Below are 20,776 nucleotides of genomic sequence, written 5' to 3'. Positions count from 1 at the left end.
GGTGCCCGAAGGGGAAATCCAGCGCCGATGAAGCTACGCGCTTGGTCAAAACCCGTCAACAATCGGCGACGTGCCGACACCTTGCGACAGGTCGACAGGCACAAGACCTTGGTACGGTTGAACTTTGCCTGCCTGCCGTCTAGCTTCGAAGAACATGCGGGCGCCGCCTTCTATCATGGAACCGCGGAGACTACGCCTTCCCGCTGAATGGCCTTTGCCGGCGGGCAGAAAGCATCGGCAGAGGTCGCCAGGGTACTCATGGGATTCAGAGAGGAAATGCCATGCGCTTTATGACTGCAGTTCTGACGGCCATGTCGATCGCAAGCCTGGCAGCAGGTCCGTCCCGCGCCCAGGACGCCGCGGCAGGTGAGAAAGTCTTCTCCCAGTGCAAGATCTGCCACGTCGCCGATCAGGACACGAACAAGGTCGGACCTTCGCTGCATGGGGTCATCGGCAGGACTGCAGGAACGCATCCGAACTTCAGCTACTCGCCGGCAATGATCAAGGCGGGAAAAGACGGCATGGTCTGGAACGAGGCCAATTTGACGAAGTACCTCCACAACCCCAGGGAAGTGGTGAAGGGGACCAAAATGGCGTTCGCCGGGCTGAAGAAGGATGAAGACGTCGCTAACGTCATCGCCTATCTGAAGCAGTTCTCGAAATAAACGCATTCCTTCTCCCCGTTTACGGGGAGAAGGTGGCCCGAAGGGTCGGATAAGGGGCAGCGCCAACTTTGAAAGGTTAGCGCCGCCCCTCATCCGCCTGCCGGCACCTTCTCCCCGTGAACGGCCATGAACGGGGAGAAGGACGCAACTCTCCTCACGCCACTCTTCCCAAAGCACCGTCGGCCGCTTTGCGGATGGCGGCGATGTTCGCGCGATAGCTGGCCTCGCTGCCGCCCTTGAAGATCGCCGAGCCGGCGACGAGCACGTCCGCCCCGGCGGCGGTTACCAGCGGCGCCGTCTCCGGTGCGATGCCGCCGTCGATCTCGATATGGATCGGCCGGGAGCCGATCATCGTTTTCACCCGTTTTACTTTCTCGACGACAGCCTGAATGAAAGCCTGGCCGCCGAAACCCGGGTTGACCGTCATCAGGAGGATCAGGTCAAGCCGATCGAGCACATATTCGATCATGCTCTCCGGCGTGGCGGGATTGAGTGAGACACCGGCCTTCTTGCCGAGCGCCTTGATTGTCTGCAGCGAACGGTCGAGATGCGGCCCAGCTTCGGCGTGGACGGTGATCAGATCCGCGCCGGCCTCGGCAAAAGCCGCGAGGTACGGATCGGCCGGCGCGATCATCAGATGGCAATCGAAGAGCTTGTCCGTTCGGTTACGGATCGCTTTCACGACCGGCGGGCCGAAGGTGATGTTCGGCACGAAATGCCCGTCCATCACGTCGAGATGGATCCAGTCCGCCCCGGCGGCAGCAACGGCCTCTACCTCGTCGCCGAGCTTCGAGAAGTCGGCCGACAGGATGGATGGAGCGATGATGGTCTTTGCGGTCATGTCGCTTCTCCGTTCGCCTTGCAGCATTCTGCCGTTCCAGCGGGCAGGCGCCGCCCGCACCTTTATCCTATACCTGCACACCGACGCCATCGGCCTGGGCGCTCATCGCGAACACCCGGCTAGCGGTGATGTCCTTGGCCGAGATGGTCGAGAGCGCCGCGGCGTGCAGCGGTCCCTTCGCCGTTTCGAATAGCCGATTCGCTTGTCTCGGCCGCGCCCAGTCTAGCTCATTATGGATCGAGCAGGGACTGGCGGATACGGCTGCGCCCGGCGGCGGGCGATATGGTCGGGCGTCGCAGCCGCCGCTCCCCTTGCGCAGAGAATTGCTGATATCCCCTGCCTTGTTGGTTCACTGCCGCTGCTTCATCGCCTCCGCGACCGTCTTCGCCAGCGCATAGAGCCTCTGCTCGATGAGCGTCGGGACCTCGCAGACATAGGTCAACGACTGGACGCGCTCCTCGAAGATGCGGGTCTCGCCGTCGAGTTCGTCGGTGCGTGCCGCGACCTCGTTGGCGCTCGCATCGGGCTTGGCGCTCAAAGCGTCGAGCTCGGAGCGTTCCTTGCGCAGCCGGGCAGCCAGCTCGATCTGTTTGCGGGCATAGCGGCCGATGCCGGAAATCACCTGCGATCGCTCCGCGTTCATGCGGTCGAACAGGCCCTGCACCAGCATCGGCAGCCGGTCCTTGGCTTCGTCGGCGGGTAGGCGAGCGGCGAAATCGCGGATCTGCTTTTGCGCATCGGCAACAGGCACACGTCTTTGAGCCAGCTTGTCCACGAGTTCAGAGACGTCCTTGTCCTTTGACCAGTCCTTCGCCGAAGCCGGCAGCTCTGGCCCATTCCAGACCTGGACCAGCGACAGCTCGGTCACCTTCGGCTGGACGCAGGGCCAGTCGGGGTCCTTGTTCTGCGCGGCGGGTGCCGTGGTGCAGGTAGCGGCAAGGAAAATGGCGGCAGCGAGGAGGGCGGAGGATAGCCGTTTTGCGGCGGTGCTGCCCGTCACCCTTACCCTCTCCCAGTCAACGCTAAGGAAATTGCATCTGGCGCGGCGCTGGTGACTCCCTCCCCCTTGTGGGGAGGGATACAGGGTGGGGGTGCCTTGGCGATTATCTTGCAAGGTTAGGTGAAGCAGGCGCCACCTGCGGATTGGATTGGCGCGCGTCTGACCCCCACCCTGTATCCCTCCCCACAAGGGGGAGGGGGTCGTCAACGTTGCGCCTTCATATCCCATTGACCTGCCGCAGGTAGGGAGAGGGAAGTCTGAAACATAGATGCCCCGCATCAACCGTTTCCTCCCGTCCCTTGCTTCCGGATCATCAGCCCGCGCGAAGGATCGTAGGCGATGATGGCGCCTGCCAGGAAGACCGCCGTGAATCCCACCACGACCACGAACGAAAGCCAGTCGACCTGGCCGTAGAAGGCAAAGCGGATCAGCTCGACGGCGTATGTGAATGGATTGACGAGGCAGAGCTTGTAGAGCAGCGGGCTTGCTTCCTGAATGCGCCACAGCGGGTAAAGCGCCGAGGAGGCGAAATACATCGGGAAGATCACGAAATTCATGACCCCGGCGAAGTTCTCGAGCTGCTTGATCATCGACGATAGGAAGAGACCGAGCGCCCCGAGCATCAGCCCGGCAAGGAAAATCGCGGGTAGGGCGAAGAGATAGCCGTACCATGGCGGTTTCACCCCCCAGAACCATGCGATCGCAAAGAATACGTAGACCTGCGCGATCGACACGATGACGCCGGCAAGCAGCTTCGAGACCAGCAGGAACCAGCGCGGAAAGGGGCTCACCAGCAGAGTGCGCATGTTGCCCATCTCGCGGTCATAGACCATCGAGAGCGACGACTGCATGCCGGAAAAGAGCAGGATCATGCCGGCGAGGCCGGGCGTGATGTAGACCTCGTAGAGCACATAGGTCTTGTAGGGCGGAATGATGGAGACGCCGAGCACCTGGCGGAAGCCTGCCGCGAAAATGAGGAGCCACAGCAGCGGCCGGACCAGCGCCGCGATGAAGCGCTCGCGCTGATTGAGGAAGCGCAGCCCTTCGCGGATCAATATGCCTTTCAGGCAGATGACATAGTTGCGGAGACCGAAGCCCGCTGTCCGCATCGGCACCGTGCCGGCTTCCGCCGTCCTTGCAGGCGCGCTCATGGCAATTCCTCCGATGCGGTCGCTGTTGCCTTCTGATTGAGCTTCGAGAAGGCTTCGGCGATGGACTTTGTTCCGGTCGAACGCATGACGTCCTTCACTCCGGCATTGGCGGCCACATTGCCCTCGACCAGTACGACGACATGATCGTCGCAGTCGACTTCGTCGATCAGATGGGTCGCCCAGAAGGCGCTTATGCCCTCTTTCTGCACGAGGCCGCGGATATTGGCGAGGATGCCGGCACGAGACTGCACGTCGAGCCCGACGGTGGCCTCGTCGAGCAGCAGCAGGGGAGGGCGGTGCAGCAGGGCGCGGGCGATTTCGACGCGCCGCATCTGGCCGCCGGAAAGGCTGCGCGCCTTATCGTGCAGACGTCCGCTCATCTCGACCGTTTCGAGTACGGCATCGATGCGGCTCCGCGCCTCCTTCGAACCCAGCCCATGGAGGGAGGCGTGGTAGGAAAGGTTCTGGTAAACGCTCAAATCGAGATCGAGCGTGCGCGCCTGGAAGACGATGCCGAGGCGCCGCAAGGCCTCGCCCGGCGTGCGGCTGATCTCATGGCCGAAGATGCGGATCGCGCCGTGGCGCGTATCGTAGAGATGGCTGATCAGCGAGAAGAGTGTCGTCTTGCCCGCCCCGTTGAGGCCAAGCAGCACAGCGAAGGTGGCGGGCCGTATAGAGAAGGTGACCTCATTGAGCGCGCGCTTCTTCCCGTAGGAATGGCTGACGCCGACGACATCGAGCGCCGGGATGCCGCTTTCCCCGTTGCCGTTCCTTACGTGCTGCATGACGGGGCTCCGGGTTGAGTATGTGCCTGCACGGCCTTTTCCCCTTCGCGCCCCCCTCTGTCCTGCCGGACATCTCCCCCACAAGGGGGGAGATTGGCTGTCATCGATGGTTTCGGCAATCTCCGGCGTCGCAGAAGTGGCACCGGCAATGCGGCCGTCCAATCTCCCCCCTTGTGGGGGAGATGTCCGGCAGGACAGAGGGGGGCAACGTAGGGCATCAACCTGACCAGTGAATCGGAACTCCAACCTTTCCTGCGGCGGATCGCCTCGCGCACCTACTTGACCGTGATCGTCCCCTTCATGCCCTTGTCCGCCAAGCCGGGCACAAACCAGCTATAGCTGCCGGGATGCACGGTCGTGAACTGGACCAGGATCGTGCCGTCGGAGTCGTATTCTAGCCAGGCCGGCGCTCCGTTCATATGAACCTCGAGGTCGTTGATCACGATCTGGTTCATCCATACCTCGCGGAAGAGATCGGTGTGGAACTGGTATTCGTAACCGCCTTTGGCCGAAATCTTCCAGCGGTAGCCCTGGCCGGCGATCAGCTCGAAATCCTTCTGGTTGACCGCGTACTGGTCTTGCTTGGTGCCGAGGATCAGCTCCGGTACGCTCTTGCTGGTACGGGTGACCTTTTCGGGCGGCGCGGCCGCATCTTTCGTCTTGTTCGCCGCAGTGGTGCTATCGCTATTGTCCGCAGCCCAGGCTTGCCCTTGGGCGAGAACCAGGCCGACCAATGAAGCGAATGCGATCACCCAGGATTTCCTCATGTTTCCATCCCTTCCGCTCGTTTGTAGCTGAAATGGTTCAATTGGGTGATACGACTACGCCCCATGGCTGCTGGCCAACGGTGACCGACTGCACCGGCTCGTCGGTGGCAACGTCGATGAAGGTGATGTCGTTCGAATTTCCGTTGGTGGTGATGAGCGTCTTCTGGTCGGGCGTGAAAGCGAGATGCCAGACGCGCTGGCCGACCAGCACATATTTCTCGACCTCGTAGGTATCCGTATTGATGACAGCCACCTGGTTTGCAGGGCCGAGCGCGACATAGGCCTTCTTGCCGTCGGCGGTGATGCATATTCCGACCGGCTGGATCGCCTCGGAGCGCAGCCCGGGAATGGCGAAATCGATCTTCTTGACCACCTGGCGCGTCTTGTTGTCGATCACGCTGACGGTTCCGCCGACCTCCGCGCTGACCCAGACCTGCGAGCCATCGGGCTTGAATTCGGCAAAGCGCGGGCGCGTGTCGACCAGCACATTGTCGGTGACTTCATGGGTCTCCGTGTCGATGAAATGCGCCATGCTCGTCGTTTCCGACGTATTGACCATCGTCTTGCCATCCGGGCTGACACCCATGCCTTCCGGCTCGACGCCGACCGGGATCTCGGCAGTGACCTCCTTGCTCTCCACGTCGATTGCAGTAACGAGGTTGTCGTTCTCGTTGGCGACATAGAGCGTCTTGCCGTCAGGCGAGAGCACGAAGAGCTCGGGATCGGGACCCGAGGGCAAGGTGCCGACGATCTCGAAAGTCGTCGCGTCGATCACCTGGATAGTGTCGTCGTCGCTCGCGCAGAGATAGATGAACTTGCCGTCATGCGAGATGGTGATGCCGCGCGGCCGCTGGCCGACGGGAACGGTCTTGACCACTTGCATCGTTGCGGTGTCCACGACGCTCATCGTGTTGTCTTTTTCGTTGGAGACATAGGCCAGGTTGGCACATGCGGGGCCGGCAAAGACGGCGGCCGCAAGCCCGGCTGCCATTGCGCAGGATCTTCTGAGCACCTGGAACTCCTCCCTATTGTCTATTTGAGCGTGCACTTGGTCTCCGGCTGGTCCACCCCAAGTGTGTCCAGTTCCGAAACCTGGTGCAGGAAACCTTGCTGAGGCGATGTCGAAACGACCGATGTCCGATCGCCCAGAAAGATCGGCTGCCTGAGCTGCAGGTTCCATTTGCGAAACGTCAGCTTTTGCCCCTTGAAGGCAGCAATCGAGAAATCGTCCGAGCGAATGTAGTCGCTGATCTTCTTTGGGTCGTCGCTCTGTGTGCGCGCGGCTGCCTCGCCGACAATTCTCACGGCCGTCCAGGCCGACATGTCCTTGGACAGCATGCGCCGGCCACTGGCCTTGGCAAAGCGGTTCTGCATCTGCGAGCCGCCCCACTGCTCGCTGGCGGGATGCCAGCTCGATGGAACGAGACCCGCGCTGCCTGCGACTGGCCGTGGGATCCAGGTATGATAGGGCACATAGGTGCCGAAGACCTGGCTCTCGTCGGCGACAAGGACGACATCGTGTTCAGGAAGGTCCTGCATGAAAACCGGCATCTGTTGCTGGATCTGGATGATGCCGGTATCCGTCCTGCGCGAAGTGCCTGTGTCCTTGAATTCTTTCTCCGCGACAATCTGGCCCCCGAAGCGGGTCGCGGCTCGCCGCAGTGCGTCGGCGAACAGATGATCGGGCTCGTGCGAGCCAAACAGCAGGACCCATTTCGGCCATTGCTTCCAGATCAGGTACTGCGCAAGGCCGTCGGCCAGCATGCTCCGAGTCGGCTCAATATGAAACACGTTGACGCGGCATTCTTCCTCTCGAAGGATGTCGTCGGTGGCGCCGACATTGAAGATCAGCACGCCCTTGTCGCGAGCGATGTCGGCGATCGACAGGAGCTGCTTGGCTGAAAGATCGGCCAGCACGTAGCGATCGCCCTTGGCGATCATATCGTTGAAGGCCTGGACGACGTCTGCGTCGGGCTTCACCTCGTTGACGTCGAGCGTGAACTTCTGGCCGAGAAACTTGCCGGTCGTGTTGTTGTCGTTGATCGCGACATTGGCGCCGGCAACACCCTCGTCGCCCGGCGGGATGTCGAGAACGGAGAGCGCGAGTTGCGGCGCATAGGCGCGCAGATAGCCGATCTTTATCTCGATGGACTGGTTCTGTGGTTTCGCAGCTTGCGCCTGATTTGATGGCTGCTGCGCCAGCGCGGGCCAGGCGTTGACGCTCGCCAAAAAAAGTCCGAAGAAGACCGCAAGGGTGTTTGGCACCATGCCCTTCATAGCCAGGCGTTTCTCTCGCACGCTCCATCGCCCAGCCTGAAGCCGGGCTCCGAGGAGCGGTATTATTGGTGCCGTGATGACGTTAGCCCAGCTTTTTTCGATCGCCAAGTCCTTGACTTTCCTGTTCACGGCAAGTTTTGGCGCATGTGTTGCGGCGTACGCAGGCCAGCCGGTCGCAAAGATGGCCGTTTTCGATTTCGAGCTGGAGCATGGCAGTCAGGTGCCGGGAACGCCGGATCACCATGATGCCGAGCAGGCGAGGCTGCGGGGGGTGAGCGAAAGGTTGCGCGACAATCTGGCCAGGGCCGGGTTTGCCGTCATCGACATTGCTCCTATTGCCAAAAAGGCCGCGGCTGCCAAGCTGACCGCTTGCGGCAATTGTGCCGACGGCTTCGCCGAGGAGATCGGCGCTGACTATGCCTTTACCGGGGCAGTCTACAAGGTATCCGAACTCATTCTGAGCATGAATGTCGTCGTGCGGGATGCGAAGACCGCTCAGCCGGTGACCAGCGCCATTGTGGACTTTCGCGGCAACACTGACGAATCCTGGCGGCGCGCCATAGATTACCTGTATCGCAACGTGCTGTCTCAGAGGCTGGAGAAGCTGAAGAAATGACCAAGATGCTCGCCAGCGTCACCGGCGTCGCCGAGGCGGAGGTCGCCATCTCCGGCGGGGCGGATATCATCGACCTGAAGGACCCCAAGGCGGGCGCGTTGGGTGCGGCCTCGACGGACACTGTTCGCGAGACAGTAAGGGCCGTCGCAGGGCGGCGTGCTACCAGCGCAGTCTGCGGCGATCTGCCGATGGAACCCGGCACGATCCGCGCCAAGGCTGAAGAGATCGCGGCGACCGGCGTGGACTATGTCAAGATCGGGTTCTTTCCGTCGCACAAGGCGGCGGCCTGCGCCGAGGCGGTCGCATCCCTGGCCGGGCGAACGAAGCTGATTGCCGTGCTCTTTGCCGACAAGGTACCTGATCTCGGATTGCTCCCGGTCCTGGCCAGGCATGGCTTTCATGGGGCGATGGTTGATACCGCAGACAAGACGAAAGGCAGGCTGCTCGAGCATCTGGCACCGGAACGGATTCCGGGCTTCGTCGACCGTGCGCGGTCGCTGGATTTGAAGGTCGGTTTGAGCGGCTCGCTGGAAGCGCCGGATATTCCACGGCTTTTGCCGTTCTTACCAGACTTCCTCGGCTTTCGCGGAGCGATCTGCGACCGCTCGCAGCGCACTGCCTCGATCGATGCTGAAGCGGTTGCGCGTATCCGCGCGCTGATCCCCGAGGAGCGGAGTGCCGGCCGCTCGGCGAGCGTGGATTATCGCCTGCTCGCGGCGCGCGGCTATGCGCCCGGAAGCGTCGACCCGGCGCTCGGCACGGACAAGATTTTCGTGCGCGATTTCGTGCTGCCCGTGCAGATCGGGGCTTACAGTTTCGAGCATGGCCATACGCAGAAGGTGCGCTTCGACGTGACGGCTGACGTTCTCAGGGTGACGAAGAGCCCGGAGGACATGCGGCACGTGTTCTCCTATGACATCATCATGGACGGCATCCGCACCATCGTCGCGCACGGCCACATTGAACTCAGCGAGGCACTGGCCGAGAGGGTGGCGTCACATGTTCTCGCAGATCCCCGCGTCATGAGGGTCACGGTCCGCGTAGAGAAGCTGGAGCTGGGTCCTGGCGGCGTCGGCGTCGAGATCGAACGCAAGCGGGCGCATGAGCAGCCCTCGGCGCTGAGAACCGATGCGCTCTCCGCAGACCATGAGAAACCCGGCAGCGGCAAGAAAGGCCTCAACTCGTGAGGCGGGCCGTCGTCAAGCTCGGCGGCAGCACCGCCCACGCGGGCGAGATCGACATGTGGATCGCGGCACTGGCGGGCTCCACCCTGCCTCTCGTCATCGTGCCGGGCGGTGGGCCGTTCGCCGACAAGGTCCGCGAGGCGCAGAGGAGCATGGGGTTCTCGGACAGGGCTGCACATGCAATGGCGATCCTCGCAATAGACCAATTCGGCCACGTGATCCTGGATCGCGACGAGAGGCTGGCGGCCGCCCGCTCGCTGGACGAAATGGAACAGCTGCTGGCGTGGGGCAAAATTCCGGTCTGGTTGCCGTCGGAGCTGGCCATTCCCGCGCCGGATATCCCGGTTTCCTGGGACGTCACATCGGATTCGCTTGCCGCCTGGCTTGCCGGCAAGCTCGGTGCCGGGGCGTTGCTGCTGATCAAGCAGACGAGGGCATTCTCCAGGGGGGACGACGTCGATACACTGACGGCCAAAGGGATTGTCGACGCTGGGTTTGCCGGCATGCTGCCGACCGGGATCGACTTTCTTGTGGCAGGTCCGCAGGATGTGGCTACGGCCGGGGCGATGCTGGCGGCTGGCAGGTTGCCAGGGGTGCGAATTGCCGAAGCGGGAATGCAGAGGGCGGGATAGTCAGGCTATGTCAGGTCTTCTTCATTGCTTGGCCGCAGACGCAGTATCCGGAGACGCTCCCGCGCTGCCGACCCCTCATCCGTCGCCTTCGGCGCCACCTTCTCCCACAAGGGGAGAAGGGGGAGCTTGGCACTTAGGCCGCAGCAAATCGCCGACGTCGGACATTGGCAGACCCGCATATGCAGCGCTCCCCCTTCTCCCCTTGTGGGAGAAGGGGGCTCGGCGCGTAGCGCCGAGACGGATGAGGGGCTTGCAGAGCGCGACGACACCGGATGTAGGCGCCCCCACCACGCAGGTCCGGGTCTAACCCATGCTCGAACACCTCCACACGCCGCGCTGGGCATGGGCGCTCACCGGCTCCGGCCACTTCTTCACGGAGAGCTTCGCGCTGATCCACCAGTTGGTGCATTGCGACATCTTCGTCTCCAAAGCGGCGAACGAGGTGCTGCGCATGTATGGCCTGAAGCTGGAATTCCCCGACACCATGCGCGTGCTGCACGACAAGACGGCGAGCGCGGTGCCGGTCGGCGCGTTCTACCATGGTGTCTATCACACTGTGGTGGTGGCGCCGGCGACATCGAATACGGTGGCGAAATGCGTCTGGGGCATTTCCGATACGCTTGCCACCAATATGTTCGCACAGGCCGGCAAATGCCGTGTGCCGGCGATCGTCTTTGCCTGCGATACCGCGCCGGAGCTGGAAACCATGGCACCGCACGGTCTGGTGAAAGTCTATCCGCGCCGGATCGACCTGGAGAATACCGAGCGGTTGAAAGGTTTCGAGCGGACAAAGGTCGTCGAGTCGCTGGCTGATCTCGAAGGGGCGATCCGCGCGCGGCAGGCGGAGCTTGCGGAAAATGGTTAAGCACTGGGGACAGTTTACTTTTTTCCGCTCGCACAACTTTTTCAATGTCGCGGTCTTTCCGCGGAAAAAAGTAAACTGTCCGCGGCGGCGCCATGGCTGAGCGTCTCGTCTTCCTTACCGGGCATCTCGCCAGAGCGCGGCTGGAAAAGCTGCTTGCCGGTCTTGGGAACACGGAATTCGCATGGGAGGTCGTCGACATCGGCGTGAAGGTCGCGGCCTTGATGACCGAGGACATCATCATACGCCGGTTGAAGCTTGCCGACGGCGCGAGCCGTGTGTTCCTGCCCGGACGGTACCGCGGCGACCTCGAGCGGCTGTCGACGCACTTCGCCGTGCCGTTCGTGCGCGGTCCGGACGAGGTCGCCGACCTGCCGGCCTTCCTCGGCCGCGCGGGCGAGCCGCCCGACCTTTCACGCCATGACATGCGCATCTTCGCCGAGATCGTCGATGCTCCAAAGCTGTCGGTTGCGGCGCTTGTCGAGCGGGCGATGGGGCTTGCCGCCGCCGGCGCCGACGTCATCGATCTCGGCTGCCTGCCGGAGACGCCGTTCCCGCTGCTCGGCGAGGCCGTGCGGGCGCTCAAGACCGAAGGTCTCTCCGTCAGCGTCGACTCCGCCAATCTGGATGAGCTGCGGACGGGCGCAAGAGCGGGGGCGGACTATCTTTTGAGCCTCGACGAGAATTCGCTGGCGCTGGCCTTTGATCACGAAGTGACGCCGGTGCTGATCCCGTCTATCCCCGGCGACCTGGATTCGCTCGGACGCGCGATCGAGGCGGCGGTGCGCGCCGGCATTTCGTTCATTGCCGATCCCGTTCTCGACCCGATCCATTTCGGCTTTGCGCAATCTCTCGGCCGTTTCATCGAGGCGCGGCACCGCTGGCCGGAAGCAGAGCTCCTGATGGGCACGGGCAACCTCACCGAGCTCACCGACGCCGACAGCTCCGGCGTCACCGCGGTACTGGCCGGCCTCTGCTCGGAGCTCCAGATACGCAACGTGCTCGTCGTGCATGTCAGCCCGCATACGGTTCGGACGATCGAGGAGCACGATGTCGCTCGCCGTGTCGTGTTTGCTGCCAGAAGCGACGGCGCGCTGCCGCGCAGCTACCATCCCGGCCTCTTGCAGGTCCATGACCGCAAGCCCTTCGTCGCCTCGCGCGAGGATATCGACGCGCTGGCCGCAGACGTGCGAGACGCCAATTTCCGCATCATGACCGCCGAGGACGGCATTCACGTCTTCAACGGCAAAGGGCACAATGTTGCGAAGGACGCGTTCGAGCTGTTTCCAGACCTCGGTGTCGAGAATGACGGCGCGCATGCATTCTATCTCGGCGCGGAACTGATGAAAGCGGAGATCGCCTGGCGGCTCGGCAAGCGCTATGCGCAGGACGAGCCACTCAACTGGGGCGTTGCTGCCCCACCGCCGGAAGAAGACAGGACGCGGCTTGCCGAAGCCGGCCACACGCTGCGCGCCAAGAGCTCCGGGAAGGAGCGTGAGTGATGCCTTACATTCGCGAAACGATCGTGACGACTGCCGACGCGAACGGCAAGATCCATATCGCGCCGATCGGCATCATCGCCGAGAAGGATGGCTGGGTCATCGCGCCATTCCGCCCGTCGGTCACGCTCGACAATCTGGCCGAGGTGCCGGTCGCTATCGCCAACTACACGGACGACGTCCGCATCTTCGCCGGCTGCCTTACCGGCCGCAGGGACTGGCCCACCGTTCCGGTCGAAGGCTTTCCGGTTCCGCGGCTCAAGGCCGCTCTCGCCCATTCGGTGCTTCATGTCGAAACCGTCTCGGACGACGGCGTCAGGCCGCGGCATTTCTGTCGCGTGGTAAGCGAGGCGACCCACGCGCCCTTCACCGGCTTCAACCGCGCCAAGGCGGCGGTGCTGGAGCTCGCGATCCTGGTCAGCCGGCTCGGCATGCTGCCGCGCGACAAGGTCGAGACGGAAATTGGCTATCTCACGATCTCGATCGACAAGACCGCCGGGCCTCAGGAGAAGGAGGCCTGGGGCTGGCTTATAGAGAAGGTGACGGAGCATTTTGCCCAGGTGGATGTCGGGGAGCACGCTGGATCGGCGAGGCGTTAGAGCCTCCTTCTTTTAGAGTTGGCGCTGCCCCCCACCCTTATCCTCTCTCCGAGAAAAACGGGTGAGGAAATAGAAGCTGCGAGCGTGAGCTTTCCCGGCGTTACCACCTCTCTGATGCGAGCAGCGCCACGGCCGCGGCGGGCGCCGCGCTGCTAGCCTGGCTGCGGACCGCATCATCTGCCGGGATGATGTCGGCCAGGTCGAGGAAGCGGCGCTCCATGCGCCCGGCGAGCCGCCTGATCTGCCAGCGCCCGGTTCCGGCGCCGACGATCGACGTGTCGTCGCTGAGAGGGCCCGCGACGCGAAATGCGGCGTCGTGGACCAGGCGCAGCTGCTGCTCGCTGAACCAGCGCGCGACGTCCAGCCATTCGCGTTTGGTCAGGTCGGCGGCGTCGCGGCCGATTATCCGCGCCAGTCGTGCGGTCGAGGCTTCCACCGTCTTCTCCTTGCCGTCGGCGGCAGGGTGCTTGTCGTTGGCCTCGTCGAGCACGCCGAGAATGCGGTGCACGTCGGCAATCGAGGCGAAATATTCGTTCATCAGCGGCGTCAGCCTGCCTCGTACCGGCGCCGAAGACGCGACGCCGAACAGGAAGGTGCGCGTGAAGCCGGTATAGACCAGCTCGCCCGTCAGCAACCGCTCGGCGTCGGTAAAGCCCTGGTTTGCGACCTTGCCCTGGCGGACCGCAATCAGGTCAGTGGTGGTCGAGCCCATGTCGACGAACAGGGCGTCGCCTGCAAGCTTCGCCACCAGCGCCGCGGTCGCGTGCCAGTTGGCAGAGGCCACTTCCATAATGAGCCGCGCTGCTTCCTCGATCCCGACGAAGCCGGACTGCCCGGCATAGATCAGCCTCTCGCCGGAGGGGAAATGCTCAGAGATTTGCTGGAGCAGGGCGACGACGCCCGCCTCGCGCGAAGGGAAGATGTCCGACAGCTCGCCGGTCATGGTGAAGGCGTGCAGGCTCGCGCCACTATAGAGCGGCGCCGCCTCCTGCAGAGCCGAGGCCAGCCTGTCGAGACCGAGCCACAGCGGCGTGGCCAAGGTCGCCGCTGCGACGATGCGACCGTGCTCGGCGCGCGTGACCTTCAGATGCGCGCCGCCGATATCGAAGCCGGCGACGATGTCGTTTGCTTTTTCCACGTTTTCTAGCCTTCATCGAACAGGCGGACAACTCGCGGAGAGAACGTTTGCGTATCATTCCAGTCCTCGACTTGAAAGGCGGCGAGGTGGTCCGGGCCGAAAGGGGCGACCGAGACCGCTACCGGCCGATCGTGACGTCGCTTTCCGCCAGTTCCGACCCGGTCGCCGTAGCCGAAGGGCTGCGCAGGCTCCATCCCTTTTCGACCTTCTACATCGCCGACCTCGATGCGATCGAAGGCCGTGCGCCGAACAGCGCAGCGCTCGCCAGGCTGAGGACCATGCGCGACGCGCCAGATCTGTGGGTCGATGCGGGCCTCGCCGAAGATGAGATGCTGGCCGCGGCCCTCGCCGAAGCAGGAATTAACCCGGTGCTGGGCTCGGAGTCGCAGCGTGACGAGGTGCTGCTCAGACGGTTTCGCGACCATCCCGGTCTCATTCTGTCGCTCGATTTCTTTGCCGACGGGTTCCGCGGTCCCCCGTCTCTTCTTGACCAACCGGAGCTCTGGCCCCAGAGGGTGATCGTCATGACGCTCGCCAAGGTCGGCTCGGCCGCAGGTCCGGACTTCGCGCGGCTCAAGCAAATCAGGGCTAAGGCTGGAAGCCGCCTGGTCATTGCGGCTGGCGGCGTGCGCGGCGAGGCCGATATCCGTGAGCTGTCGTCGCTCGGCATCGCAGCGGCCCTGGTCGCGACCTCGCTTCACGATGGCACGCTGACATCCGGTCAAATGGCGTTGCTTGGAGGTTAGGAATGGCATATGGCGCGGCACGGGTGACTCCCTCCCCCTTGTGGGGAGGGATTCAGGGTGGGGGTGCCTCGCGATTACCCTGCAAGGTTGGCTGGCTGAAGCAGGCGGCACTACTCCGGGCTGGCTTGTCGCGCGTCGGACCCCCCACCCTGAATCCCTCCCCACAAGAGGGAGGGGGACACCGGCGTTGCGCCCTCCGGCAGACAGGGCCAACCGGATCGGAAGCCTCAAATCCCCAGTAGCGATTTCAGCCGGCGCAACAGACCGTCCGGCTCGGCAGACGGTTCTGCCTGTGCGGGGCTGTTTCTTGTCTATGCGGCGAAGGGGTGCTTGACCTTGTCCCTCTCGGCGGTAACCTCGGCTGCGGAGGGCTTGCCTTCGACCGCCCGCTGAAGGGCTTCCTTCGTGGCCTGATAGTTGTACTGCTGGATCTTGGCGTCGTCGGCCGCATCCCAATGGATGAACACGCCGACGCAGATAAATACGTCGTCAGCCTCGTTGGCCGGAATGATGCCGTCGGCGACGCTATCCGCCACGGCCTTGGCGACCGCGTGCTGCGCCGGCCCGAACATCTGCACCGCCTGCTTGGCACCCTTGATCGTGACCTTGTTGAACATCACCGTGTTGGGCTTGGCGGGGAGATTGGGCGCGATCACCGCCAAAAGCGTGGTGAAACCGTCCTTGTTGTTGGTGAGGGCGTTGCAGAAGGCTGTTTCAACCGCGCTTCCCCGCGGTCCGATAATCAGGTCGATATGGGCTACTTCGTTGCCTTCGCCGACGAGCGATTCACCGACCAGGACTTTCGATATCTTTGCCATGCCAGTTTCCTCCGAGCGTATTTAGGGAGTCCAAGGAGGCCGCTCCCGAGCGGACGCTCGATGGACGACTATCCTTGTTGGCAGCGTCCGGATTGGCCGGACCGGTTGGCTAGATAGTCGCGGATGCACTGCTTCCGCGAGGGAAATTCAAGCATCAACGTTCCGTTTGCGCAAGTTTGACGCCGAGGCTGTGGACTAAAATACAAGCCACGGTCAGGTCGGCCGAGGTGCCCGGGTTGATGCCGCGGGCCTTCAGGCGCCGATCGAACTCCATGAGCAGTTCGATGCGCGCGGCCTCCTCGCGGATGGATTCCAGCGATGTTCGGACTGACGCCGCTTCCTCTTGTACCTGGCCGGCGACGGCGGCGCCATGCTTGCGTGCCACATGGCTGTCCGGAAAGCCCGCGAGAAAAGCCATATAGGCAAAGACCGTGGGCCACATACCGCGCTCGTCGCGGGAGGCCGCCGCCTCGAATGCTTTGAGCCCAGTGCCGAACACGTCTTCGAAGTGGGTGACGTATTGCCTCGCGATCCTGTCGCGCCCGGCTGCCTCGCGCATCGCATCGAGGAGATGCGCCTTCGGCTCCTCCCGCACGTCATGTGTCTCGGCCGATCCTAGCCCACCGGGCGACGCGAGCACGATTGCCTCGAAGACGGCCTTCGTGTCGTCCATGGTCATGTCATCGAGAACCGACCCCAGATTGTGGCGCAGCTCGCCCTTCATTTCGGCAGCGCAGGCGAGGGGTGCCGATAGAAGGATGATGCCGAGATTGGTGTTGGTGCCGACTGCCTGGCGAGTCACCTGGACAGCCCGAAGGATACGTTGCCCGACCGGGAGGTCCGGGTCAGTGAGCGGCAGGGACGATACGCTGGCGCTGGCGAGGAAATGCTCGGCCGACATGCCATGCCCGTCGGCGAACAGATGGACGTTGCCCGGCTTCAGCGCCTCGATTTCGCACCGGCAGGCATCTTCATAGGCAAGCTGGATCAGTTCCCGCGAAAGCGTCATGTCACGAATTCGCCGGCGAGACGAAACGATACGGGCGCGCGGCCGCTGTCACCTTGTCGGCCCGCTCCGCGAGGAACTGCAGCAAGGCGGCGGCGATCGCATCGGCAATGTTGACGGCGGCGACCGATTGCAGGCCGGACCAGGCCGGCATGCTGTTCACCTCGAGCACGGACAGGCTGCCGTCGGCCGCGGGCACGATGTCGACGCCGGCGAAAGCCGCGCCGACCGCAGCCGCCGCGGCGATCGCCAATTCGGCGAGCTCGGTCTCGTCATGCGCGGAGACAAGCTCTGGTATGGCGCCGCGATTGACGTTGGTGATCCAGTCGGTTCCGCGGCGGCTCATCATCGCCACTATCTTGCCCGCACAGACGAAGACCCGGAAGTCCCGGAAGGGTGGGCCGTCGCGCGGCACGTAATGCTGGAGATAATAGACGTCGTTCACCTCCTCCGTCATTGGGAGGTCCGACAGCGCACGGATCATTCTTATGCCGCGGCCTTGCGCGCCGAAGAGCGGCTTCAACACGAGCGGCGTCCGTACGAGCTCGCGAGCAGCTATCGCCTCTGCCGCGGCGCGTCCTTCGACGGCGAAAGTCGGCGGCGTCCGCAGTCCCGCCTGCTTGAGCAGAAATGTCGTCATCGACTTGTCGACGCAGCGCTCGATCGCCTGTGCGGAGTTCCATACCGGCACGCCAAGCCTGCCGAGCGCGTGCAGCACCCCGAGGCGACGTGTGATGGCCTCGAACGATCCCGCTGCGATTGAACGGACCAGCACGGCGTCAGGCAAACGCTCGGCGAAGCCCGGTATCGCCAGCCCATGAGGGCCCTCAGTGTCGAACGCGATCTCCGAGAGCGGCGCCGTTGCCACCGCCGCGCCACGCCGGCGCAGCCTGTATCCGATGCTGCCATAGCGCCTGCCCGCATTGTCGTTGAGGATGAGGATGCGGGGGATCATGGGGTGTCCCGAAGGGGAACGATGTTTGACCGTGGCGCCCCTTCGCGCCCCCTTCTGTCCTGCCGGACATCTCCCCCACAAGGGAGGAAATTGGACGGCCGTTTTGGTTTCGCCAATCGGCAGCATTGCAGGATGAGCGCCGTCAAATATGAAAGCCGATCTCCCCCCTTGTGGGGGAGATGTCCGGCAGGACAGAGGGGGGCAACGTAGAGCGTCAACGCAAAATCCAGATCTACAATAATATCCTACCCCAAGCTCCTCTCGAGCATCTTCAGATCCCGCCGTCCCGCGCGGAACGTCTCGCCCGTTTCGAGCGCCATCACGATGACCTCGGCGGGGCTGAACAGCAAGGGGTCGATGGCGTAGAAATCGCCTTTGAATTTCTTGAAAATCTCGGCAAAGGGCTGACCGTGATCCCGTGACGTGTGGCTCGGCAGCTTTTGAGCCAGCTCCTTGGCCTGTGCTGCCGGTCCCTTCACGAACAGCTGGACGACGCTTCCGTAGATGATCGCGTCATTGGTCCGCCCCATGGCGGTCAGAAAGTCCGGGTGCGGAGCCGGGAGTGGTGCGGCGCCGATCCCGTCGAGGATGTTCTCCAGCGGGAATTTGAGATCGTTCGCCTTGTGCATCGCGACCTCCAGCACGCGGGAGACGATCTGCACGGTGCCGGCCAGGCTCTGCGTCGGCGCGTAGAGGAAGGTTAGCTTATCGGCCGGCAGCCCAGTCGCCTTGGTCACCTTCTCCACGACGGCAGGCGGCGGCGGTTTCGGCGTCTCGAGAACGAGCACGGCCGAGGAAGCCGTGTCGCGATAGGCAAGTGTGGAAAACAACGGCTCGACCCGCGCAAGCGCCCGTGCCGGACCGGAGCCCATTGCGAAATAGTCGCCGTTCGAAAGGTTCCAGCCGGCATATTGGCTGGCGAGGCAGGCAAGAACGGGCTGGGAGGAACGCACCTCCAGCGTGAAGGGCCATGTCTCCAGCGTGCGGTCGATGACCGCCGAAATGCTGCCGAGACCGCCCATTGTGGCTTCGGCTATCCGCAAGCCGGCCTCGATGCTGCCGGTGACCTTGGCGCCGGCGTCGATGAAGCGCTCGCCGGACGAGCCGGTCGAGACCGCGACACGGAGGCGATCGGCGTCGCGGACCATGCCGTCGGCGATGCGCTGAGCATTGTCGTTCAGGAACGCCGAACCGTCCCTCATGTCAGCTCTCCTCCAAATAGCGCTGCAGGTCTCTGGCGCGCGCCTTGACGATCCTTTGCGTCACGGCGGCGTTGCGACCGCGAGCCAGGATCGTGCAGATCGGGTCGCCCGCGGCAAGCCGCGTGCCGGCAGACTGATGGTCGGCTGTCCAATCCGGCCAGGCGAGCGCCGGAAAACGCATCACCGGCCCGGAGGCGTAGGTGATCATGGATGCCATCGAATCGGCAAAGCGCGGCAGCTGGTAGGGCTCGCCCCGCGAGGCGTTGAGATGCGCTTCGATCAGCGGCGCTTCGGTGCTGTCGAAAATGTCGAGCGTGGCGCCGGGCCGCGGATTGATTTCGACAAGCTGGTAGCGATCGGCGTTGCGGATGAAGTCGGCGCTGCAGAGGCCGACCAAGCCGGCGCGCTCCGCGAGGCCGGAAAGCCAGCCGCCGATCAGCTCGGCATCCCGTCGACCAATGCGTTTCAGCCGCACGGCGCCGCCATAACGATAGGGCGCTTCTGGCGCAGGCGAGGTCCACTGCCGGCTGAAGCCGACGACGCGCGCACTGCGTCCGTCGCCGATGAAGAGCGCCGAGATGCTGCTGCCGGAAACGAAACGCTGGAAGTAGTGACCTGAGGCCGGCGCGTGGCCGTTGGCCCGCCTGATATGCGTGCCGCCCGCGCCCCCTGAGGCCTTGACCACCCAATTTTCCGGGTCGGGCGGCGCCTCCCGTCGAAAATCCGGGTGCGGAATGCCGAGTGCGGCGCAATCTTCGGCAAGGGACTGAGGATTCTTGACCCGGCGGATAGCTGCCGCGCGGTTTCCTACCAGGGGAAAATGACGGGCGAGCTCGTCGACGATCTCCGGCTTTCGCTCGAAGCCCGATCCCAGGACAACAGCAGCGAGCGGGTCGTTTCCGGCCAGCTGCCGAACCGTCTCCATCAGGCGCGCCTGGTCGATGCCGCTCTTGAGATCTCCGGGAAGTTTGAGCGCGCGCTCGGCCATCGCGACGGTATCCGTATCGCAGAAGAAGTCGGCGACCAGCGGCCGGTAACCGGCCCGTCGTGCCGCCGCCGCCAGCGCACGGCCCGAGATCGCTGCGATCAGCAGGAAGCCGGCACTACTTTGCGGTCTCGCGAGCAAGGGTGAATGCATCCTGGAAGTCGAAGGCGACAGTCTTGTCCGCTTCGATCATTTTTTTGAAGAGGCCAGATTCGACCTTGTATTTGACGTTGCCGATGGCAAGCGGGCCGATGCCGACCGCTTTTGTCGCTTCGAGCGGGTCGGCATTGGCATTGACGGCGAGACCCTCGATGCCAGCCGGCGGAACCGCATTAACGTCAGCAGCAATGAGCAGCTTGTCCGCCGCCGACAAATGCTCCCTTGAAATCACCTGAACGCCCGCTTTGGCGGCAGCGAGTATCACCTGCGTGGTCTCGACCAGCTCCTTCTTACGCTCATCGGACGAGCCATCGACGGGTTCCACCTCCACCTTGAAGCGGGACTTCATCTCCGCTGCGATCTTCTTCACGCGCTCGACCCCGTCATACCCGACTATAGTGACCTTGGCGGCCTCGTTTGCGGCAATGACGGCGGTGCAGAAGCCCACCACACCGGTTGCGCCGAAAATGGCGATTTCAGTATCCTTCAGGCCGCGCTCGAACTTCTTCTGCAGCGCCTTCTCCACCTTGGCGACCATTGCCGCCGCAGTAGTGAACGAGCCGGCCGGATCGGCGAAAACGGAAACCTGGAAGGGCGGCACCATCGCCTTTTTCGCTGCATCGAACATGTCGAGGGCCAATGGAGCGTCCTTGCCGGCGATAAAGATGCCGGTGTCCACGCCGGCATCCGGTGGGCGGGAGAAGATCGCATCCTGGACAAGACCGGTCACTTCGCCGACCTTCACGCCGACATAGGGCACGACGGCGTCGAAACCCGCGTCCAGTGCCATGTTCACGTCGAATGGGCTCATATGAGCCAGTGGGGTCAGCATGTGCAGAATGTGCTTGCGGGCCATTTGCCTCTCCAAACTATGCGACGCCGGGCCGAG

Annotated in this window: 22 protein-coding genes; 8 read left to right on the top strand and 14 right to left on the bottom strand. The window is 63.4% G+C overall.

Translation table 11 applies throughout. From position 1 onward, the window contains the following. Positions 1–290: 290 nt before the first annotated feature. On the top strand, positions 291–665 hold the full coding sequence (locus SAZ10_RS32215) for a cytochrome c family protein (protein ID WP_318613629.1): 375 nt from the start codon (positions 291–293) through the stop codon (positions 663–665). A gap of 154 nt (positions 666–819) precedes the next feature. On the opposite strand, the gene rpe is transcribed toward SAZ10_RS32215, so the two are convergent. From rpe to SAZ10_RS32175, 7 genes are all read right to left on the bottom strand, one after another. Continuing rightward, entirely contained in the window at positions 820–1,506 is a 687-nt protein-coding gene (gene rpe / locus SAZ10_RS32210) for a ribulose-phosphate 3-epimerase (protein ID WP_318613616.1), read from the bottom strand. Positions 1,507–1,855: 349 nt separating this feature from the next. Then, positions 1,856–2,506 carry a hypothetical protein gene (locus SAZ10_RS32200; RefSeq protein WP_318613615.1) on the bottom strand — a complete coding sequence of 217 codons (651 nt, stop codon included), beginning with the start codon at positions 2,504–2,506 and terminating at the stop codon, positions 1,856–1,858. Positions 2,507–2,784: 278 nt separating this feature from the next. Beyond that, a complete protein-coding gene (locus tag SAZ10_RS32195; RefSeq protein WP_412535338.1) occupies positions 2,785–3,657 on the bottom strand; it encodes an ABC transporter permease in 873 nt (290 codons plus the stop codon). Continuing rightward, positions 3,654–4,442: an ATP-binding cassette domain-containing protein gene (locus SAZ10_RS32190; RefSeq protein WP_318613613.1), complete on the bottom strand. Its 789-nt coding sequence runs from the start codon at positions 4,440–4,442 to the stop codon at positions 3,654–3,656. The genes SAZ10_RS32195 and SAZ10_RS32190 overlap by 4 nt, the downstream gene beginning before the upstream one ends. Positions 4,443–4,717: 275 nt before the next feature. After that, on the bottom strand, positions 4,718–5,209 hold the full coding sequence (locus SAZ10_RS32185; RefSeq protein WP_318613612.1) for a hypothetical protein: 492 nt from the start codon (positions 5,207–5,209) through the stop codon (positions 4,718–4,720). A gap of 37 nt (positions 5,210–5,246) precedes the next feature. Further along, entirely contained in the window at positions 5,247–6,200 is a 954-nt protein-coding gene (locus tag SAZ10_RS32180; protein ID WP_318613627.1) for a YVTN family beta-propeller repeat protein, read from the bottom strand. 41 nt (positions 6,201–6,241) lie between these two features. Then, complete coding sequence (locus SAZ10_RS32175; protein ID WP_318613626.1) at positions 6,242–7,486, bottom strand: ABC transporter substrate-binding protein; 1,245 nt, start codon at positions 7,484–7,486, stop codon at positions 6,242–6,244. Between the two features lie 76 nt (positions 7,487–7,562). Here SAZ10_RS32175 and SAZ10_RS32170 point away from each other — a divergent pair, with 76 nt between their 5' ends. From SAZ10_RS32170 to SAZ10_RS32145, 6 genes are all read left to right on the top strand, one after another. Further along, positions 7,563–8,102, top strand: coding sequence for a DUF3280 domain-containing protein (locus tag SAZ10_RS32170; protein ID WP_318613611.1), 540 nt, complete (start codon positions 7,563–7,565; stop codon positions 8,100–8,102). Next, positions 8,099–9,289, top strand: coding sequence for a (5-formylfuran-3-yl)methyl phosphate synthase (locus SAZ10_RS32165; protein ID WP_318613610.1), 1,191 nt, complete (start codon positions 8,099–8,101; stop codon positions 9,287–9,289). The genes SAZ10_RS32170 and SAZ10_RS32165 overlap by 4 nt, the downstream gene beginning before the upstream one ends. Further along, the gene (locus SAZ10_RS32160; protein ID WP_318613609.1) at positions 9,286–9,918 is read left to right on the top strand and encodes a dihydroneopterin aldolase; all 633 of its coding nucleotides are present in this window, start codon (positions 9,286–9,288) and stop codon (positions 9,916–9,918) included. Before SAZ10_RS32165 ends, SAZ10_RS32160 begins: the two co-directional genes overlap by 4 nt. 310 nt (positions 9,919–10,228) lie before the next feature. Further along, complete coding sequence (locus SAZ10_RS32155; RefSeq protein WP_318613608.1) at positions 10,229–10,783, top strand: flavoprotein; 555 nt, start codon at positions 10,229–10,231, stop codon at positions 10,781–10,783. 92 nt (positions 10,784–10,875) lie between these two features. Next, the gene (locus tag SAZ10_RS32150; protein ID WP_318613607.1) at positions 10,876–12,282 is read left to right on the top strand and encodes a DUF6513 domain-containing protein; all 1,407 of its coding nucleotides are present in this window, start codon (positions 10,876–10,878) and stop codon (positions 12,280–12,282) included. Then, a complete protein-coding gene (locus tag SAZ10_RS32145) occupies positions 12,282–12,878 on the top strand; it encodes a DUF447 domain-containing protein (protein WP_318613606.1) in 597 nt (198 codons plus the stop codon). The genes SAZ10_RS32150 and SAZ10_RS32145 overlap by 1 nt, the downstream gene beginning before the upstream one ends. A gap of 100 nt (positions 12,879–12,978) precedes the next feature. Here SAZ10_RS32145 and SAZ10_RS32140 read toward each other — a convergent pair whose 3' ends face one another. Next, the gene (locus SAZ10_RS32140) at positions 12,979–14,016 is read right to left on the bottom strand and encodes a hydantoinase/oxoprolinase family protein (RefSeq protein ID WP_318613605.1); all 1,038 of its coding nucleotides are present in this window, start codon (positions 14,014–14,016) and stop codon (positions 12,979–12,981) included. A 47-nt stretch (positions 14,017–14,063) separates the two neighbouring features. On the opposite strand from SAZ10_RS32140, the gene SAZ10_RS32135 reads away from it, so the two are divergent. Further along, positions 14,064–14,762, top strand: coding sequence for a HisA/HisF-related TIM barrel protein (locus tag SAZ10_RS32135; RefSeq protein WP_318613604.1), 699 nt, complete (start codon positions 14,064–14,066; stop codon positions 14,760–14,762). A gap of 311 nt (positions 14,763–15,073) precedes the next feature. Here the strand turns inward: SAZ10_RS32135 and fae are convergent, their stop codons facing one another. From fae to SAZ10_RS32105, 6 genes are all read right to left on the bottom strand, one after another. After that, complete coding sequence (gene fae, locus SAZ10_RS32130) at positions 15,074–15,580, bottom strand: formaldehyde-activating enzyme (RefSeq protein ID WP_318613603.1); 507 nt, start codon at positions 15,578–15,580, stop codon at positions 15,074–15,076. 154 nt (positions 15,581–15,734) lie between these two features. Next, on the bottom strand, positions 15,735–16,589 hold the full coding sequence (locus SAZ10_RS32125) for a triphosphoribosyl-dephospho-CoA synthase (RefSeq protein ID WP_318613602.1): 855 nt from the start codon (positions 16,587–16,589) through the stop codon (positions 15,735–15,737). Position 16,590: 1 nt separating this feature from the next. Next, positions 16,591–17,541, bottom strand: coding sequence for a RimK family alpha-L-glutamate ligase (locus SAZ10_RS32120; protein ID WP_318613601.1), 951 nt, complete (start codon positions 17,539–17,541; stop codon positions 16,591–16,593). A gap of 245 nt (positions 17,542–17,786) precedes the next feature. Then, positions 17,787–18,743: a methenyltetrahydromethanopterin cyclohydrolase gene (mch, locus tag SAZ10_RS32115; protein WP_318613600.1), complete on the bottom strand. Its 957-nt coding sequence runs from the start codon at positions 18,741–18,743 to the stop codon at positions 17,787–17,789. Position 18,744: 1 nt separating this feature from the next. After that, on the bottom strand, positions 18,745–19,869 hold the full coding sequence (locus SAZ10_RS32110) for an ATP-grasp domain-containing protein (RefSeq protein ID WP_318613598.1): 1,125 nt from the start codon (positions 19,867–19,869) through the stop codon (positions 18,745–18,747). After that, positions 19,847–20,743: an NAD(P)-dependent methylenetetrahydromethanopterin dehydrogenase gene (locus SAZ10_RS32105; protein ID WP_318613597.1), complete on the bottom strand. Its 897-nt coding sequence runs from the start codon at positions 20,741–20,743 to the stop codon at positions 19,847–19,849. Before SAZ10_RS32105 ends, SAZ10_RS32110 begins: the two co-directional genes overlap by 23 nt. Positions 20,744–20,776 lie beyond the last annotated feature (33 nt).

Origin of the sequence: Mesorhizobium sp. BAC0120, assembly GCF_033542235.1 — a bacterium.
Lineage (GTDB): Bacteria > Pseudomonadota > Alphaproteobacteria > Rhizobiales > Rhizobiaceae > JAWRCU01.
This window is presented reverse-complemented; position numbering and strand designations above follow the sequence as displayed.

Coding starts and splice junctions, on each gene's coding strand:
- SAZ10_RS32165 (WP_318613610.1), top strand. CDS start 8,099: ATGACCAAGATGCTCGCCAGCGTCACCGGCGTCGCCGAGGCGGAGGTC.
- SAZ10_RS32185 (WP_318613612.1), bottom strand. CDS start 5,209: ATGAGGAAATCCTGGGTGATCGCATTCGCTTCATTGGTCGGCCTGGTT.
- SAZ10_RS32215 (WP_318613629.1), top strand. CDS start 291: ATGACTGCAGTTCTGACGGCCATGTCGATCGCAAGCCTGGCAGCAGGT.
- SAZ10_RS32175 (WP_318613626.1), bottom strand. CDS start 7,486: ATGAAGGGCATGGTGCCAAACACCCTTGCGGTCTTCTTCGGACTTTTT.
- SAZ10_RS32180 (WP_318613627.1), bottom strand. CDS start 6,200: ATGGCAGCCGGGCTTGCGGCCGCCGTCTTTGCCGGCCCCGCATGTGCC.
- SAZ10_RS32120 (WP_318613601.1), bottom strand. CDS start 17,541: ATGATCCCCCGCATCCTCATCCTCAACGACAATGCGGGCAGGCGCTAT.
- SAZ10_RS32190 (WP_318613613.1), bottom strand. CDS start 4,442: ATGCAGCACGTAAGGAACGGCAACGGGGAAAGCGGCATCCCGGCGCTC.
- SAZ10_RS32125 (WP_318613602.1), bottom strand. CDS start 16,589: ATGACGCTTTCGCGGGAACTGATCCAGCTTGCCTATGAAGATGCCTGC.
- fae (WP_318613603.1), bottom strand. CDS start 15,580: ATGGCAAAGATATCGAAAGTCCTGGTCGGTGAATCGCTCGTCGGCGAA.
- SAZ10_RS32170 (WP_318613611.1), top strand. CDS start 7,563: ATGACGTTAGCCCAGCTTTTTTCGATCGCCAAGTCCTTGACTTTCCTG.
- SAZ10_RS32105 (WP_318613597.1), bottom strand. CDS start 20,743: ATGGCCCGCAAGCACATTCTGCACATGCTGACCCCACTGGCTCATATG.
- rpe (WP_318613616.1), bottom strand. CDS start 1,506: ATGACCGCAAAGACCATCATCGCTCCATCCATCCTGTCGGCCGACTTC.
- SAZ10_RS32155 (WP_318613608.1), top strand. CDS start 10,229: ATGCTCGAACACCTCCACACGCCGCGCTGGGCATGGGCGCTCACCGGC.
- SAZ10_RS32145 (WP_318613606.1), top strand. CDS start 12,282: ATGCCTTACATTCGCGAAACGATCGTGACGACTGCCGACGCGAACGGC.
- SAZ10_RS32150 (WP_318613607.1), top strand. CDS start 10,876: ATGGCTGAGCGTCTCGTCTTCCTTACCGGGCATCTCGCCAGAGCGCGG.
- SAZ10_RS32195 (WP_412535338.1), bottom strand. CDS start 3,657: ATGAGCGCGCCTGCAAGGACGGCGGAAGCCGGCACGGTGCCGATGCGG.
- mch (WP_318613600.1), bottom strand. CDS start 18,743: ATGAGGGACGGTTCGGCGTTCCTGAACGACAATGCTCAGCGCATCGCC.